Source organism: Hymenobacter sp. BT491 (assembly GCF_014349165.1).
Lineage (GTDB): Bacteria > Bacteroidota > Bacteroidia > Cytophagales > Hymenobacteraceae > Hymenobacter > Hymenobacter jejuensis.
In genome coordinates, this window is the sequence record NZ_JACSJJ010000003.1 from 582,915 (window position 1) to 597,501 (window position 14,587).

A 14,587-nucleotide genomic window follows, 5' to 3' on the forward strand; every position below is an offset into this window, starting at 1 on the left:
TTACCGCCAAAGCGCCTCCGTATTTCTGCTTATTTGCTTTCACAAATGCCTGCTAAAATGCGCTTTTCAGCCTTCCAACTAGGGCCCAAATAGCCCAAAGAGCGCTGCCTACAGCATCAATACAGGATATCGTCCACCGGCTCCAGCTTGGGTGGCAGCTGCGTTTCGCCCAACATCTCGCGCAGGTCAATTTCGATGCTGCGGCACAGCGCCGTCATGGGGATGTCGTTCATCTCGTTTTCAAACGGGTTTTCGCTGGTGTGGCCCACAATCTCGATGGTGTTGAACACCCACGAGACCAACACCGAAAACGGCACTGTCAGCCAAATGTGATCGGGGCCCATTTTCTCGAATTCGCCGATCAGACCCAGCGGCAGCAACCCGGCAAAAAGCCACACAAAGACAAAGCTAAAAAACGCGTATTGCCGTGGAAATGGCGTGTTTTTGATGCGTTCGCAACCGCCTTGCAGGTTGAAAAGCTGCTCGATGGTCTGCATCATGTTTACGTGCTGAAAGTCGTTGAGCAGGCCGCGCTCCTCGCGCAGCTTGCGCAACTCGGCGGCTTGTTGGCGCAGCAAATGCGCGGGCGGATTTTGCCGGGCACGCATCTTTTCCGACTCGTCCGGGTCCAGAAACGGCGCAACGGCAGCATCCCATTGGTCGGGCTGGCGGCGCAGGTTTAGGCGCAACGCATTTATCCAGGCAATGTGGCGGTAGAGCAGGCGGCGGTGGCGGTCGCTCAGCTCCGAAGCGGAAGCGGCAGGCGCCTCCACGTCGGGAGCATCCACGCGGGAAGTGATGAATTCGAGCGACTGCACGGCCCACGTGCGGCTGTAGTTGACGATGCCGCCCCACAGCTGTCGGCCTTCCCAGAAACGATCGTAAGAACCGTTGTTTTTAAACCCTACATAAAACGAAACCGCGATGCCGAGCGTGGCCACCGGCTGCCACGGAATCGAGAGTGACCTGAAACCGATAGGCCCATACACAAGACAAATCAGCAAAGAATAGGCAGTGAAAATCAGGACGTTGCGCCAGGCATATTTCCAGACGACCCGCCAGCGAAGATTATTCCGAACATACATAAAGACCGTATTAGGTCTTTACCTACGGTTGACCTGCCCAAGAAGCTGCCGGTAGCGCCGAAAATTTGCGGACAGCGGCCCTTCCGTAACCGCAAAAAGCCCGGAGGTTGCCGCGTTCGGCAATCTCCGGGCACACACTAGGGGAAACACTGGACTCAGGACTTGCTGTACTTAAGTATCAGACGCACAAGCAGATTGTTCAGAAATTCTACCTGGTAGCTGCCGATTGTCGGCTCGAGGTGCGAATCGCCAATGCCGCTGTGGTTGGTCAGGAATACATAGGTGCCGTTGGTGGCTATCGCCGTGGCGCGCATGAGAAATTCGGTGTTGCGGTCGATGCCGCTGGCGACCACGGGAATAATTCTAACACCTTGTTTAGCAGCCTTTTGCGTAAGCTCCTGCATTTGTGCTTTGGCCTCGTCGTGGGGCGGCGCATCGAGCACCAAAAACAGCAACCGGCAGCGGGCCGAACTACTCCACGATTGTTTTAGGGCTTCCTGCAAGGCAATTTCCACAGCTTCGGGGAAGTCGCCGCCGCCATCGGCGCGTTGCGCATTTACGAAGTTCAGCAGTGCGTCCACGTCGTTGCTGAAGGGTTGCACCCGCGTTAGGTACTCGTCCTGCTTATCGCGGTAAAACACGCTGCTCATGCGTAACTGCGCGTTGGGCAATTGGGCGTGTGCCCGCGCAATAACATCGCGCAGCTCGGCTTTCAGGTAATTAATTTCGTCGGTCATCGAGCCGGTCGCATCCACTACAAACATCAGGTCCACGGCCGATAGCGCAGTGCTTTGCACGGGCAGTTGGTGCTTTCCCGCTTGCCCAACCGAGGCCGCGCCCAAATCGAAGCTCCGGTTTTGGTATTCGACCCGCAGAAAACAGGGTGGCGCAGCTTCCTTCTGGAACAGCACCGGAAACAAGTCGGCTTGTCCTTCCTGATCGGTGCGCGTTTCATACAAAGGCGTTCCGGTAGGCGAAGTGCTAGCGATCACGCGCGCGTCGGACAGAGGCAAGCCGGCCTCATCCGTAAGCGTGACGCTGTAATGCGCCGCCGTATACAGGCCCCATTTGTTCTGGTAGCCCTCCCACTCCGTATTCTTCTGGAGGCCTTGCCAGAAACTCCAGTTTGCCAAGTCGTTCCATTCGCCGGCCGTCAGCACGCCCGCGGTCGCCTGTGAGCCGCCCGGCGCTGGTGAGCCCGTGCCGCCGGGCGCCGACGAACCGGTGGTGCCCCCGCAACTTGGGCATGGCGCGGCCGAATACATTGCGCCGCCAGAAGCCGGCGCGGTTTCGTCCGAACTGGTTTCACAGTTTTGCAAAAGCGGTGCGAGCAAAAGCAGCGCCGGCAAGAGTAATTTTCGCAGCATACGCGGAGGTATTTACTTGACAAACAATACGTACTGTTCTCAAGAGATTCCGGCGCGCCGAAAGGTTGCAACGAGGCGAGGTACTTAGTTTTCCTCAATTACAATCCCCATGAGCTGCATCAGCTTGCTGGCATTGAAGCTGCGGCACACGCCGGGCGTAAGGCGATAATCGAAGAGGATTTCGTCGCCTTCGATGGTGCTGTTGAAGCTAAAGTTGGTCACGAAACCGGGCAGTTCGGTTTCCATGGCGGCCAACTCCAGGTCGTGGGTGCTGATAAGGCCACTGGCGGGGCGCTGGTGCAGCTGGCGGATGAGGGCGCGGGCACCACGGTGGCGGTCGCGGGAGTTAGTGCCTTTCAGGATTTCGTCGAGCATGTAAAACACCGGTTGCCCCGTAGCCGTGAGTTCGAGCAAGAGGCGCAGGCGCTTGAGCTCGGCATAAAACGACGACGTGCTTTCGGCCAGATTATCCTGGGTGCGCATGGCCGTGTACACCTGCGCTGGGCTCACCCGCATCCGATGGGCACTGACCACGGCGCCCGCTTGCGCCAATACCATATTCAGCCCGACGGTGCGCAGGAAAGTGCTTTTGCCCGACATGTTGGAGCCCGTTACTACGGCCGTGCGCCCCACCCCTATCGTGCTGAAATTGTTGCTGATGCGCTCGGAAGCAAAGATCAACGGGTGAGCCAGCGCTTCGGCCGTCACTTCCAGAGCCGCCGTGCTGATTTCGGGCACCACGTACGCGGGGTTAGCAAACTGAAAGCCAGCCAGACTAACCAAGGCTTCTACCTCGGCCCCTACTTCCAGCATCACGTCGAGGCGGCCCTGCAAGCGGCTTTTCCAGCGCTCCAATCGCCACATGCAATGCAAGTCCCACAATATCAGATTGTTAGCCACAACTCCCACCAACGGACTGTGTTGCAAGGAAAACTGCCCCGCAATGCGCGATAGCTGCCCGATCAGCAGCGAAGCCGACGAGCCTGCGGCAGCGTGCAGCGTGCGGTGCAGGCGCAGCAGCAAAGACGATTGCCACGTGCGGGCTTCGAACAGCGCCAATTGGTCGTGGTAAGCGCGCAGGGCATCGCGCATGGCCGCGCTGTGCTGTGAGTATTCCTGAATGCTCTGCCGAAACGTGTAGTTGATGGCGTTGATCAGCAAAATCGGCACCAACACCGGCCAAGCCGAAAAGCCCAATAACCACAGCCCCAGGCTCACCGCAATCAAAGGCGGCAGCACGAGCAAACAGATTTTCAGCCAGCCTTTGCCAATGAAAAAATCGGGTTGCTGAAGCCAAGCCGTGAAGTGGCGCGGGTCGGCATCTTGCTTGGGAAAGTGACGGGCGCGGGTCTGCCATTCCTGTTGCCACGCCAAGTCGGGGGCCAGCTCAGCAACGGCAGCCTGCCGCTCCACGATACCCGCTGGCGGTGTAGCAGCCAGCAGCCAGCCAGCCAGCCAATCGTGGCCCAGGCGCGAGGTAGCGCGGTTGAGCAACTGGTACAGCGAATGCGACCCAAACACGTCGAGGTCGGCAGCGTATGGGTGCTCGACGGTGAGGTAGCGAGTGCCGGCGTCGAATTGGGTGAGCTTACCTTCCAGGCGGGCCAGCTCGTCGCGGTTGAGCTGGGCCAGGAGGCGGTAATGCTCGCGCAGGTAGCCTACTTTGCTGTGCCAGCGCACCAGCAGCAGAAAAGCTAGGTACGCCAGGAAAAGCAAGCCAAAGCCCAACTCGTAATGCCCGCGGCTGAAGAGCCCGTACCCGCCGGCAATCGTGACGCCAAACACCACGATGCGTAGCCAGGCCACAGCCTGATGCCGAGCGGCGTACTGCTTTTCCTGGGTCGAATGGGCAGCCAGATTTTCAGCAAAGATTTCAGCGGGGGCGATGCTGAGCGGACGAAAAGCGGTAGCGTTGGGCACAGACAATAACAGCAGGTTTCCGTCAAAGATATAACGCTGCAGCCGCTGCGGCCCGCACCCAAGCTCTCGCCTAGGCGCTTAGCGCCGCAATGCACTTTAGCTCGATGGCAATGGGCGTGGGCAGGGAGTTGACCTCGACCGTGGTGCGGCACGGCTGATTGCGTTGGAAATACTCGGCGTAGAGCCGATTGTACGTGGGAAAGTTGTCTTTCATATTCGTCAGAAAGACAGTCACATCCACCAGATCTTCCCAGCGGGCGCCGGCTTCTTCCAGTATGTAGCGCACATTCTGAAACACGGCGTGGCACTGCTGCTCGAAGTTATAACTTTGGATGCTGCCATCGGCATTCAGCGCTACGCCGGGCACTTGCTTCTGGCCCCGTTGGCGCGGCCCCACCCCCGACAAGAACAACAGATTGCCCACGCGCCGGGCGTGCGGATACAGCCCCACCGGTTCGGGAGCGCGGGAAGAATGAAAGTGGGTTGCCGTTTCGTCAGTTGCCATGGTGCCAAATCTACCCAATTCGGACGCATCGTGCTGCTACTGAACTTGCGCGTCCGCTGGTGCGGTTGTTGTGCCTAGGCAGCCTGCTGTTTCTGGCTCCCGCTCTTCCTCTCTATCTTGTTTCGTATGCGTTCTACTGCCCGCCGACTGGCCTTGTTCCTCGCCCTCAGCGCTGCCGGCCTGACCACCGCTCAGGCCCAACAAAAATTGAAATACCCTAAACCCCAGGCCGACGAGATTTTTGACGCCGTAGAGAAGCCCGCCGTGCCCTTGGGCGGCGTCGAGGCCTATGCCCAGTATCTGGCTGATCATCAGCAATATCCGACTGCTGCTCTGCAAAAAGGCGTACAGGGTACAGTGCCCGTTACGTTTGTGGTGGAGAAAACAGGCGTGATCTCCAACGTTACCGTCGACAAGCCATTGGCGCCGGAGCTGGACGCCGAAGCCATTCGCCTGATTAAAGGCGGCCCGAAGTGGAAGCCCGCTCAGCACCGCAATGCCAATGTGCGCCAACGCGTGACGGTGCCCGTTACCTTCGCCATTCCGGCGGGTGCGGGCGATGCTGCCAGCGCCCCGGCCACCGCCGGAACCTCCGATCAGCCCCAAACCCAGACCGTAAAGCCCGACCAGCCCGCCCGGCCCGTGGGTGGCACGGACGCATTTTTTGAGTGGATTCAGAAAAACCAGCGTTACCCAGCCTTGGCCCGCCAACGCAAGGTAGAAGGCCGCGTGATGATGGAGTTCATCGTGCAGAAAGACGGCACGCTCACCGACATAAAACCTACCAAGCGCCTGGGTTCGGGCTGCGACGAAGAAGCCATTCGCTTGCTCAAAGCAGCGCCCAAATGGCAACCTGCTCAGTATCAGGGACAACCAATGCGGCAGAAGATGGTTCTACCAGTGGTTTTTCAGCTGTAATTTTTGGCAGCGCGGAAGAATTTTTAAAGTGCAACCGCCGCTCATCCGTCTGCCTCTTTAGAGGGTCTGCTTTTGTGAGGCCTGTTGCCGCCTCTCCCCGATCTGTTGCTGCGCACCTCCTTTCTTTCCGCCTTTCCCTTTCCAGCTATGCTTACTCCGCTGCCCCTGCTCTCTGCGCCACCCGTAGCGCCTACGTTGCCTTTTCCGGTAACTGAACAGGTAATCTGGCCTTACCAAACGCGCTTCCAGCAGGCGGCGCACGCCATTGCGGTAAGCCTGTTTGATGCGCTCGACGATGACTTGCAACCCTCGGTGCTGCTGTTGGGCATTCCGGTTGAAGCGCATGACCACGCCGAGCCACCGGCCGTGTGCCTCGAACCAGCCGACTGCGGCCTCGATTTTTCGCATTTCAGCAACGTGCTAGCCCGCGGCAAGGAATTGCAGCGTTTGCAGTTATGGACCCCCACTTGGGACCGCGACCAGATTCCGGAGGAGGTGCTGCACCGTCGCTTGCACAGCTTAGGGCTGCGCCTGGCCGTGCAGGAGGTTCTGGATACGCTGGATGCCCCGAAAGGCAAGATTCTTTCTTTTGCAGGCTGGCCCATTCAGGTTGGTTCATATTACGTCGTGACGGTGCTTCGCCTCTATCGGAAGGTTCTGAAGGCCCATAATTCTCTTCAACCCAACCGCTACTACACCAATGGCAAGCCCTTGGCCTCGTCGCTGCTGGTGGCGGCGGCAGCACGCTTTCACGAGGAGTGCATGAAATCACTGACGGAGCCCGAACCGGGCTCCGGACTCATGCTGCGCCCCCGCGAAACCGACGAACTCATCCGGGCGGCGGGCAAGCTGTTTATGGATACGCCGGCGCAGGCCCTGGGCATGGACCCGGCCACAGCCAAGCTGTTTGCGACCTGCAACACCATTTCTTCGTTGCGCTACGAGGGCGCCGAGGGCGTGGGCAAGCTGATATTGGCCCGGCGGCGGCACCCCAATCTGGAGGAAGTTTTTGCCCTCACCTGCCCTACCCCGCTTACCGATTACCGCGCCGTGCGCAAGCTGCTCGAGATGACCACGGCCGACGTGAGCTTGCTCGCCGATGGCGAAAACGTGTATGCGCTCGGCCGTCAGATTGGCTCTTACGACCCAGCGCGGGAAGACTTGTTCGTGGTTAATTTCATCAACCACTACGCCTGGGAGTTTCAGCACGACAGCAAGGTATTGATGCGCGCCGTGTACGGGCTGCCCAGTTTGTCGCGCGCTCGCCTCAACCGGACCAAATTCCGCAAGGACCTGCGCACTACCTTCAACCTCACCGACCCGGCCAAAGTAGAGCGGCTCTGGGACGTGATGGTGGAAGCCAGCCGCCAGCCCCACGGCACCTTGGTGGTGGTGACTACGGAAGCCCTCGCCGAAGCCGACCGGCTCAAACTGCAATGCACACTGATTGAGCCCGTTCCACTTACGCCGCTCATCACGCGGTTGGTCACGTCCATCGACGGGGCCGTGCTCGTCGATCCCGAATCGTACTGCTATTCCATTGGCGTCATTCTCGATGGCAAGGCTTCGGGCCGGGGCACCAGCACCCGCGGCGCCCGCTACAACTCGGCCATTCGCTACGTCGAGAGCAGCCCGTATCCGTGCATGGCCATCGTGGTCAGTGAAGACGGCTTGGTGGATGTGATTACGAAAGAAAGCTTGGAAGGAGGCGATTAGCTTTCGCTATAAACCTCTTTTATACAGACTGTTATAAGCTAAATAACCGCTTGCATTTCGCTGACAAGCACTTGCACAAGTTCGGCAGCAGGCAACGCGCGAGCCAACGGCGCACCTTGCCCGGCCCATTGCGCGGCAAAGCCAAGATTTCCGTGCTGTTTGGCACTCATAATCAAGGCCTTCGCGGCATCGTAAGCGCGCGGATATGGAGCTACAGGCGGCCGGCCAGGCTGGTCTACTTCACGCACGAACCGGTTGACCAGCCCGCGCGCCGGACGCCCGGAAATAACGGCCGTAATAGCCGTAGCCGCGGGCGGATCGCTTAACAACGCGGCCCGGTAAGCCGCATCGGCCGCCGATTCCGGGCATGCGACGAAAGCAGTGCCCATTTGAGCCGCCACTGCCCCGAGGCGCACTACAGCGGCTATTCCGGCGCCGTCCATGATGCCGCCAGCGGAGATGATGGGCGTGCGCAACCGGCGGACCAACAGGCGCGTGAGCGCGAAGGTTGAAAGGCCGGCATCGCCTTGTTCGGGCTCAAATAACCCGCGGTGACCGCCCGCTTCCACGCCTTGCGCCACGATGGCGTCCACCCCTGCTTCTTCTAGCTGTTGTGCTTCGGCAAGGCTGGTGGCGCAGGCCAGTAACGTAGCGCCGGTAGCCCGCAAGGCAGCAAGCTTATCAGTGGGCGGCAAACCAAAATGAAAGCTAATAACCGGCGGGCGCGTTTCGAGCAACATGGCCAGCATGTCATCGTTGGCAACGAAACTGGGGTAGGCTTCCTGCAAGACGGCAGGCGGCGTACTGCCAAACTCCGCGAAGAAGGGTCGCAGATACTCCAGCCACGCAGCTTCGCGCGCCGGATCGGGGGAGGCGGGCCGGTGGCAAAACAAATTCACGTTGAACGCCCGGTCAGTGGCTTCCCGAACGGCCGCAATCGCCTGTTGTAGCGCTTCCACCGACGACATACCGCCTGCAATAGAGCCAAGCCCACCCGCCTGCGAAACCGCTGCTGCAAGCGCCGGCGTAGAGACGCTCGCCATCGGCGCTTGGATAATGGGATGCTCAAAACGGAGATTCGGAGCAAGCGTCACCATCTGCTTCAGTCGTTAAGCACTGCGGAATTTAGGTAATGTATAATAATAAATACCTGGTTATCAATGATTTATGTATTATAGCTATTTTTCAACTCCGAAGCGATGGCTTGGTCTACGAACCAGTGCAAGTCGCCGTCGGTGGGCGCGATGAGCTGCGCCGGATATTCCTCAATGTTGCGCGCTTCTTCCAGCACCCGCCGTAGCGCAGCGGCTTTGTCGGCGCCGTACACCAAAAAAGCCACGTTGCGGCCTTGGTTGATCAGAGGGGCCGTCATGGTGATGCGGTACACCTTCTTGTCTTCCAGATACACCTCCCGAATGCCTGCGGCTTCTTCGTGCAGCACGGGCGTGTGCGGAAACAACGACGCCGTGTGCGCATTGTCGCCCAGCCCCATCAAGAGCAAATCGAAGCGCGCCGGCTGCCCCCGAAAAAACTGGTCGATGGTCGCTTCGTAGCGCTGCGCCGCCTGCACGGGCGGTACGCTGGTATCGACGGGAAAAATATGCGACGAGTCGATGTTTAGCGGGTCCAGCAGGGCCTTCTTGGCCATCAGGTAGTTGCTGTCGGGCGACGTATGCGGCACGTAGCGCTCGTCGCCGAAGAAGAAATACACCTTCTCCCACGCTACCTGCGCCCTGAACGCATCTGAGGCCAGCAGCTCAAACAGCTTTTTGGGCGAGTTGCCCCCCGAAAGCGCCACCGAAAACTGGCCGCGCTCGGCGATGGCTTGGTTGGCCGTAGCCACAAAATATTCCGCGAAGCCTTGCAGCAGCGCCTCGACCGTAGCAAAAATAGTAAGCTTCATCGGCGATTATTTTTTGCCGTTGAGCGGCAGCGTAAACCAGTGAAAGCCATCGCGGGCAATGAGGGCTTCGGCCGTTTCGGGCCCCCACGAATCGGCGGAATAATTGGGGAAGTTGAGGCTCTTGCGCCCTTGCCACGTGGTCAGGATGGGCATAATCAGATCCCAAGCCTCCTCTACCTGGTCGCCGCGCATAAACAGCGTTTGGTCGCCCAGCATCGTATCGAGTAACAGCGTTTCGTAAGCTTCGGGCGCTTCGCTGGAATAGGTGCCTTTGTAGTCAAACACCATGTCTACGGTGTTCAAAATCATATCCAGACCCGGCCGCTTGGCTTGCACCTGCAGCCGAATGCTCATTTCTGGTTGTATGCTGATAATCAAACGGTTATTGTGAATGCTATCGGCCGTTTCGGGCGGAAACATGAAGTGCGGCACTTCCTTAAACTGAATGCTGATCACGGAAGCCGATTGGTGCATGCGCTTGCCCGTACGCAGGTAAAACGGCACCCCCTGCCAGCGCCAATTGTCGACGAAAAACTTCACGGCCGCGAAGGTCTCGGTGTTCGACTCAGCTTTCAGCTCCTCGCGGTAGCCGGGCACTTCTTTGCCTTCCAGCCACCCGTTGCCATACTGCCCGCGCACCGTAGAAAGGCGCACGTCGTCGGGTGAGAAGCGACGCATAGCGCGCAGCACGTCCACTTTGCGGTTGCGCACTTCGTCGGCGTTGAAGCTGATGGGCGGCTCCATTGCCACCAAGCACAGCAGCTGTAGCAAGTGGTTCTGAATCATGTCGCGCAGGGCGCCGGAACCGTCGTAATACCCGGCGCGCTCGCCCGCGCCCAGCTGCTCGGTCACCGAAATCTGCACGTGCTCGATGTAGTTGCGGTTCCAGGTCGGTTCGAGCAAGGAGTTGGCAAACCGGAAGGCCATGATGTTCTGCACGGTCTCCTTGCCCAAATAGTGGTCGATGCGGTATATCTGGCGCTCGTCGAAGGTGCGCATCAGCAACTGGTTCAGCTCCTTCGCCGACTCCAGATCGTGCCCAAACGGCTTCTCAATCACAATGCGCACCCGTTGCGAATCGTCGGCCAGTTTACTCTTGGCCAAATTTTCGGCAATGACGGGAAAGAAGTTGGGAGCCACCGCCAAGTAGTAAATCACGTTGGCTTTGGTGTCCCACTCCGTTTCCAAGTGCTTGATGCGGGTACCAAACTCCTTGTAGGTTTTGAAGTCGTTCAGGTCGGAAACCTGGTAGAAAAGGTGCTGCGAAAACGCTTCCCACTTCTCTTTTTCGGCTTTGCCGCTGCGCGAAAACTGGTTGATATCTTCCAGGAGCTTCTTGCGAAAATCCTCGTCCTGAAGCTGCGTGCGGCCTGTGCCGATGATGGAAAACTGCTCGGGCAACCAGCCTTCCAGATACAGATTGTACAGCGCCGGGGCCAGCTTACGGGCATTCAGGTCGCCGGTACCACCAAAAATGACGAAGATGGTGGGCGCGATTTGCTTGTTGGTAATCATGCGCGGGTTGGGGCAGAAGATGGGTAAGGGCCAGAAGCCTACTTGTTCGGAATGACTTTCTTCTCGTTGCCGGTGCTCGACGTTTCGTGCGTATCCATTTTGTGGGTCGCATCTTCGTGCTCCGGCGTCCACTGGGTGTGAAATACGCCCTCATGACCGACCAGCTCGTAGGTGTGCGCCCCGAAGTAGTCGCGCTGCGCCTGAATGAGGTTGGAAGGCATGCGCGCGCTGCGGAACGCGTCGAAATAACCCAGCGAAGCCGCATATGCCGGCACTGCAAGGCCCGCCGCTATGGCCTGCGACACCACCGCGCGCGCGCCGGGTACGGCCTCGGTCACGAGCGCCATCACGCGTTCGTCGAGCAGCAGATGATCCAAATCGGGTGTCTGCTGGTAGGCGTTAAAAATATCGTTGAGAAAACTCGAGCGGATGATGCAGCCGCCGCGCCATATTTTGGCAATCTCGCCTAGCTGCAACCCATATTCGTAATCCTTCGACGCCTTCAAAAGCAAATGCATGCCCTGGGCATAGCTGATGATCATATTGAAGTAAAAGGCTTGCTCCAAGTTAGTTAGGAAAGCATCTTTATCAACTTCCAGATGCGGCTCTTCGGGGCTGTACAGGGCGGCGAGCTTTTCGCGGAGCGCTTTGTATTTCGACAAGTCGCGCATTTCAACTGCCGAGTCGATGGTCGGGATGGGCAGCTCTAAGTCCATGGCCACCTGCGAAGTCCATTTGCCGGTGCCTTTGGCGCGGGCTTCGTCCTTGATGTCGTCGAGCAGCAGGTGATCGGTGTTGGGGGCGACGAAGGCAAAAATGTCCTTGGTGATGTCGAGCAGGAAAGACTGCAAGCGGCCTTCGTTCCAACTGCAGAACACTTTGCCAATAGCGTCATTATCAAGACCTAAGCCTTTTTTCAGGATTTCATAGGTTTCGGCAATGAGCTGCATGAGGCCGTACTCGATGCCGTTGTGGACCATCTTGACGAAGTGCCCCGCGGCTCCCGGCCCAATGTAGGTCACGCACGGCACGCCGTCGACGCGGGCGGCGATGGCCTCCAACGTAGGCTTCATGATTTGGTAGGCTTCTTTGTCGCCGCCCGGCATCATGCTGGGGCCACGACGAGCGCCTTCTTCTCCACCCGAAATGCCCATTCCGAAGAAGTGGAAGCCCTTCGACTCCAAGTCAGCGGCCCGACGGTTGGTGTCGGTAAAGTGGGAGTTGCCGCCGTCGATGAGAATGTCCCCGGGGGTGAGCAACGGAAGCAGCTCGTTGATTACACTGTCCACGATGGCGCCCGCCGGCACCAGCATCATGATGGCCCGCGGCACGTGCAGGCTCTGGATAAACTCGGGTAGTGCCGTGAAGCCCTGTACCCGCTTGCCCTGCCCTTCGTCGGCCAGCAGCTGGATTTTGCTGGCGTCTTTGTCGTAGCCGGCTACGGCAAAATCATGATCGGCCATGTTCAGCAACAGGTTGCGGCCCATGGTTCCCAGGCCGATCATGCCGAACGTGTACTCAGTTGGCTTTGCGCTCATTATCAGTGCAGTTATAGGTGTAAGGCGAAGCCTTGGCTTTCTCCACGGCCGATTGCTTCTAACAAGCTCCGGTGTACGCAGGATTGCGCCTCCGGGTGTTATAAAGCCGATAATTTCCCTGCATCCAGTGCTTAGGCCTGCAACAAGTGGGGCTGGTTGGCGTGCACTTTCAAGATCAATTCGCCAAATAACGTGTTGGCCCACGCAAACCACTTTCGGCTGAACTTGCTGGGGTTGTCCTGATCGAAGCTCTCGTGCATGAAGCCCGTGCCGGCGTGCGTGGTGCGCAGCCACGTCAGGCACTGCTGAATTTCGGCCGCGTCTTGGCTGGTGAGCGCCCGCATGATGATGCCCAACGGCCAGATTTGCCCGGCCCCGACGTGGGGCCCGCCGACGCCTTCGGCCGCCTTGCCACGGTAGAAATAGGGATTGTCGGGCGAGAGCACAAGGCGGCGCGTAGCCTGATAGACGGGGTCCGAAGCGGCGACGGCCCCTAGGTACGGCAACGCCAACAGACTAGGCACGTTGGCGTCGTCCATAAACGATTGATTACCAAAACCATCCGCTTCGTAGGCGTATACCCGGCCGTAGCGCAGGTGCTCGGTTTGGGCATGTTGGCGGGCTGCATTTTCTACTTCCTGAGCCAGTGCTACGCAATCGGCGGCAAATGCCGGGGCCTCCTTCAGCTGCCCAAACAGCTCGGCAAGCTGCCGCAAACTCACCGCCGCAAATAGGTTGCTGGGAATAAGAAAAGCGTACTGCGTCGCGTCATCGGAAGGGCGAAACATCGAGCAAATCAGGCCAACGGGGCGCACGGGATTGCCGTAGCCGCCCCCGGCCAACGTATCGGTTTGCCAGCTCGTGCGCCGGCCAAATTTATAAGGCCCGCGGTCGGTTTTGCGCTGCTGCTCCCGGAAGGTTTGCAGTACTAGCTGCATGGCGCTTTGCCATTCGGAATCGAAGGGCGACGTATCGCCGGTGGCTTTCCAGTAGCCGTAGGCCAGCCGGATGGGGTAGCAAAGCGAATCGACCTCCCATTTGCGCTCGTGTACGCCGGGCTTCATGGTGGTTTCGTCGTCTTTCCACTCGCTTACCTTGGTGGCATCGGCATAGAAAGCATTGGCATACGGATCGAGCAGGATGCAAGCGGCCTGCCGGTGAATCACGCCTTGCAGCAAAGTCCGGAGTTTCTTATCCTGCTTAGCCAGAGGCAGATACGGCCACACCTGCGCCGACGAGTCGCGCAGCCACATCGCGTCGATATCGCCGGTAATGACGAAGGTATCAGGCTTGCCGGCGCGGGTGCCCGTGCGCACGGTCGTGTCCAGGGTATTAGGGAAGCAGTTTTCGAAAAGCCAGGCTATCTCTTCGTTTTTGATGTCTTTGCGAACGCGCCGGATGGTGCTTTCAACCGCTTCGCTGGTGAAATTACGATCCGGCGGGGCGGGCCGCCGACTCGTGAAATTCTCCTTGGCCATGCTTTTCACAGCGGGCAGGCCCAGGATGAGACTAGCCGTAGCCAGGCTGGCGGTGTGCAAAAAGTGGCGGCGAGTGGCCATAAGAGCAAGCCCAGAGTAGAACAGATTTATCCTTTCTTGGCCCGATACGACCACGTAATCCGGAAGACGGCCACCACGTCGCCGGCTTCGTCGGTGCCGGTGCTGGTGCACACCACAGTGCGGCCTTCGCCTGTGGCCCGACTTTCGGCGATGGCCTGCCCGATGGCAGCTCCGTCGGAGCTGGTAAAGGAAATCAGGCCGACGGCTTTTTTGCTAAACTCAGCTTCCATCTTCACCACCAGCATCGATACGGGCGAGCCGCTGCTCACGTACATCATCGAAAGCACGCCGCTGGCCAACTCGGCCGCCATAGCGAGGCACGCAAAATAAATGCTGCGGAACGGATTCTTAGTCAAGTACTTAAAGGGCACCGTAACAACGGCGTGCTCAGGCGTCATATCCTTCACGCGCAGCCCAGCCAGGTACGCCATCGGCAAGCTGCGCAGCATAAATAGCCGCAGCTTGGTCGGATTCTGGATGGTCCGCCGGAAAGCAACGGCCTGGGGAGTATCGGTGGTAGTCATACAATAAGGTACCGCTTGATTCTCAATTACTTGCTCC

At 58.8% G+C, this 14,587-nt stretch carries 12 protein-coding genes; 2 read left to right on the plus strand and 10 right to left on the minus strand.

Annotated features, from left to right (window positions below; all coding sequences use genetic code 11):
• Nucleotides 1-116 precede the first annotated feature (116 nt).
• The 4 genes from H9I52_RS14010 to H9I52_RS14025 form a co-directional block, all read right to left on the minus strand.
• A complete protein-coding gene (locus H9I52_RS14010) occupies nt 117-1,085 on the minus strand; it encodes a bestrophin family protein (RefSeq protein WP_187454369.1) in 969 nt (322 codons plus the stop codon).
• Between the two features lie 155 nt (nt 1,086-1,240).
• The gene (locus H9I52_RS14015) at nt 1,241-2,452 is read right to left on the minus strand and encodes a vWA domain-containing protein (protein WP_187454370.1); all 1,212 of its coding nucleotides are present in this window, start codon (nt 2,450-2,452) and stop codon (nt 1,241-1,243) included.
• 84 nt (nt 2,453-2,536) lie between these two features.
• Nucleotides 2,537-4,372 carry a MutS-related protein gene (locus H9I52_RS23260; protein ID WP_187454371.1) on the minus strand — a complete coding sequence of 612 codons (1,836 nt, stop codon included), beginning with the start codon at nt 4,370-4,372 and terminating at the stop codon, nt 2,537-2,539.
• 70 nt (nt 4,373-4,442) lie between these two features.
• A complete protein-coding gene (locus H9I52_RS14025; protein WP_187454372.1) occupies nt 4,443-4,877 on the minus strand; it encodes a RidA family protein in 435 nt (144 codons plus the stop codon).
• Nucleotides 4,878-5,003: 126 nt separating this feature from the next.
• Between H9I52_RS14025 and H9I52_RS14030 the strand changes: the two genes are divergently transcribed.
• Complete coding sequence (locus H9I52_RS14030) at nt 5,004-5,795, plus strand: energy transducer TonB (RefSeq protein ID WP_187454373.1); 792 nt, start codon at nt 5,004-5,006, stop codon at nt 5,793-5,795.
• A gap of 147 nt (nt 5,796-5,942) precedes the next feature.
• The gene (locus H9I52_RS14035) at nt 5,943-7,511 is read left to right on the plus strand and encodes a DNA integrity scanning protein DisA nucleotide-binding domain protein (protein WP_187454374.1); all 1,569 of its coding nucleotides are present in this window, start codon (nt 5,943-5,945) and stop codon (nt 7,509-7,511) included.
• A 38-nt stretch (nt 7,512-7,549) separates the two neighbouring features.
• On the opposite strand, the gene H9I52_RS14040 is transcribed toward H9I52_RS14035, so the two are convergent.
• The 6 genes from H9I52_RS14040 to H9I52_RS14065 all read right to left on the minus strand — a co-directional run bounded on the left by H9I52_RS14040 (nt 7,550) and on the right by H9I52_RS14065 (nt 14,550).
• A complete protein-coding gene (locus tag H9I52_RS14040; RefSeq protein ID WP_187454375.1) occupies nt 7,550-8,608 on the minus strand; it encodes an NAD(P)H-dependent flavin oxidoreductase in 1,059 nt (352 codons plus the stop codon).
• A gap of 68 nt (nt 8,609-8,676) precedes the next feature.
• Nucleotides 8,677-9,414 carry a 6-phosphogluconolactonase gene (pgl, locus tag H9I52_RS14045; protein ID WP_187454376.1) on the minus strand — a complete coding sequence of 246 codons (738 nt, stop codon included), beginning with the start codon at nt 9,412-9,414 and terminating at the stop codon, nt 8,677-8,679.
• 6 nt (nt 9,415-9,420) lie between these two features.
• Nucleotides 9,421-10,929 carry a glucose-6-phosphate dehydrogenase gene (gene zwf, locus H9I52_RS14050; protein WP_187454377.1) on the minus strand — a complete coding sequence of 503 codons (1,509 nt, stop codon included), beginning with the start codon at nt 10,927-10,929 and terminating at the stop codon, nt 9,421-9,423.
• 38 nt (nt 10,930-10,967) lie between these two features.
• The gene (gene gndA / locus H9I52_RS14055) at nt 10,968-12,467 is read right to left on the minus strand and encodes an NADP-dependent phosphogluconate dehydrogenase (RefSeq protein WP_187454378.1); all 1,500 of its coding nucleotides are present in this window, start codon (nt 12,465-12,467) and stop codon (nt 10,968-10,970) included.
• Nucleotides 12,468-12,598: 131 nt separating this feature from the next.
• Nucleotides 12,599-14,026: a glycoside hydrolase family 125 protein gene (locus H9I52_RS14060; RefSeq protein ID WP_187454379.1), complete on the minus strand. Its 1,428-nt coding sequence runs from the start codon at nt 14,024-14,026 to the stop codon at nt 12,599-12,601.
• A 26-nt stretch (nt 14,027-14,052) separates the two neighbouring features.
• A complete protein-coding gene (locus tag H9I52_RS14065) occupies nt 14,053-14,550 on the minus strand; it encodes a PaaI family thioesterase (protein ID WP_262386076.1) in 498 nt (165 codons plus the stop codon).
• Nucleotides 14,551-14,587 lie beyond the last annotated feature (37 nt).

Coding starts and splice junctions, on each gene's coding strand:
- H9I52_RS14010 (WP_187454369.1), bottom strand. CDS start 1,085: ATGTATGTTCGGAATAATCTTCGCTGGCGGGTCGTCTGGAAATATGCC.
- H9I52_RS14015 (WP_187454370.1), bottom strand. CDS start 2,452: ATGCTGCGAAAATTACTCTTGCCGGCGCTGCTTTTGCTCGCACCGCTT.
- H9I52_RS14025 (WP_187454372.1), bottom strand. CDS start 4,877: ATGGCAACTGACGAAACGGCAACCCACTTTCATTCTTCCCGCGCTCCC.
- H9I52_RS14030 (WP_187454373.1), top strand. CDS start 5,004: ATGCGTTCTACTGCCCGCCGACTGGCCTTGTTCCTCGCCCTCAGCGCT.
- H9I52_RS14035 (WP_187454374.1), top strand. CDS start 5,943: ATGCTTACTCCGCTGCCCCTGCTCTCTGCGCCACCCGTAGCGCCTACG.
- H9I52_RS14040 (WP_187454375.1), bottom strand. CDS start 8,608: ATGGTGACGCTTGCTCCGAATCTCCGTTTTGAGCATCCCATTATCCAA.
- pgl (WP_187454376.1), bottom strand. CDS start 9,414: ATGAAGCTTACTATTTTTGCTACGGTCGAGGCGCTGCTGCAAGGCTTC.
- zwf (WP_187454377.1), bottom strand. CDS start 10,929: ATGATTACCAACAAGCAAATCGCGCCCACCATCTTCGTCATTTTTGGT.
- gndA (WP_187454378.1), bottom strand. CDS start 12,467: ATGAGCGCAAAGCCAACTGAGTACACGTTCGGCATGATCGGCCTGGGA.
- H9I52_RS14060 (WP_187454379.1), bottom strand. CDS start 14,026: ATGGCCACTCGCCGCCACTTTTTGCACACCGCCAGCCTGGCTACGGCT.
- H9I52_RS14065 (WP_262386076.1), bottom strand. CDS start 14,550: ATGACTACCACCGATACTCCCCAGGCCGTTGCTTTCCGGCGGACCATC.